Raw genomic sequence first — 590 nt, 5'->3', positions numbered from 1 at the left:
TAAAAGGCATGGATTTAGCAAAAGTAGTCTCAACCAAGGAAAATTTCCAGTGGAATGAATCAAGCTGGACACTGGGTAGTACTTCATTGTTACGACTAACTTAGGGGTCGCCAGTACATCAGCCATTAGCGCTTCACTTATTCTACCTGTGAATGCTACACGCCCACTCGATAACCCTTTGACGTGGGTATCATCCCATCCGCCTATATCAACTCCATTACCTGACAGCATAACGCTTTCTATGTGTACCTTTTCCCCATCCTCTACACAACCTTTGCAGGGATACGACATTGTTAACTGTACTACCCCTTTAGCTAGATATGGCCTCTTTTGAAAGCCAAGCATAGAGTACCTATCAAGTCCCATGCTCGCCAAGAATGTATTTTCAGGGGACATGACCCAATCGTGATAGTCGTCTGCTTGCGCACTTAGCGTACAAAAGAATATGCTCATCATTAATATTAACTTTTTCATTTTACTTCTCTTTTAATAATGATTAATTTATTAATTAGTAATTCTGTGTGCCTTAATAGCGCCGTCTGTAATTTTGGATTGCTAGCAGCTTCTTCTTCACTAGCTATCTGCTTTAT

General features: G+C 40.7%; 1 protein-coding gene. It reads right to left on the bottom strand.

Going from position 1 to position 590, the window contains the following annotated elements; all coding sequences use genetic code 11:
- On the bottom strand, window positions 1-474 hold a 474-nt coding region (locus V7783_RS21105), incomplete at its 3' end, for a hypothetical protein (protein WP_335680396.1).
- Window positions 475-590: the final 116 nt, after the last annotated feature.

The sequence above is a fragment of the Pseudoalteromonas sp. genome (assembly GCF_036960685.1).
Lineage (GTDB): Bacteria > Pseudomonadota > Gammaproteobacteria > Enterobacterales > Alteromonadaceae > Pseudoalteromonas.
Note: the sequence above shows the minus strand (reverse complement) of the source record. Positions and strands in the feature narration are given on the sequence as shown.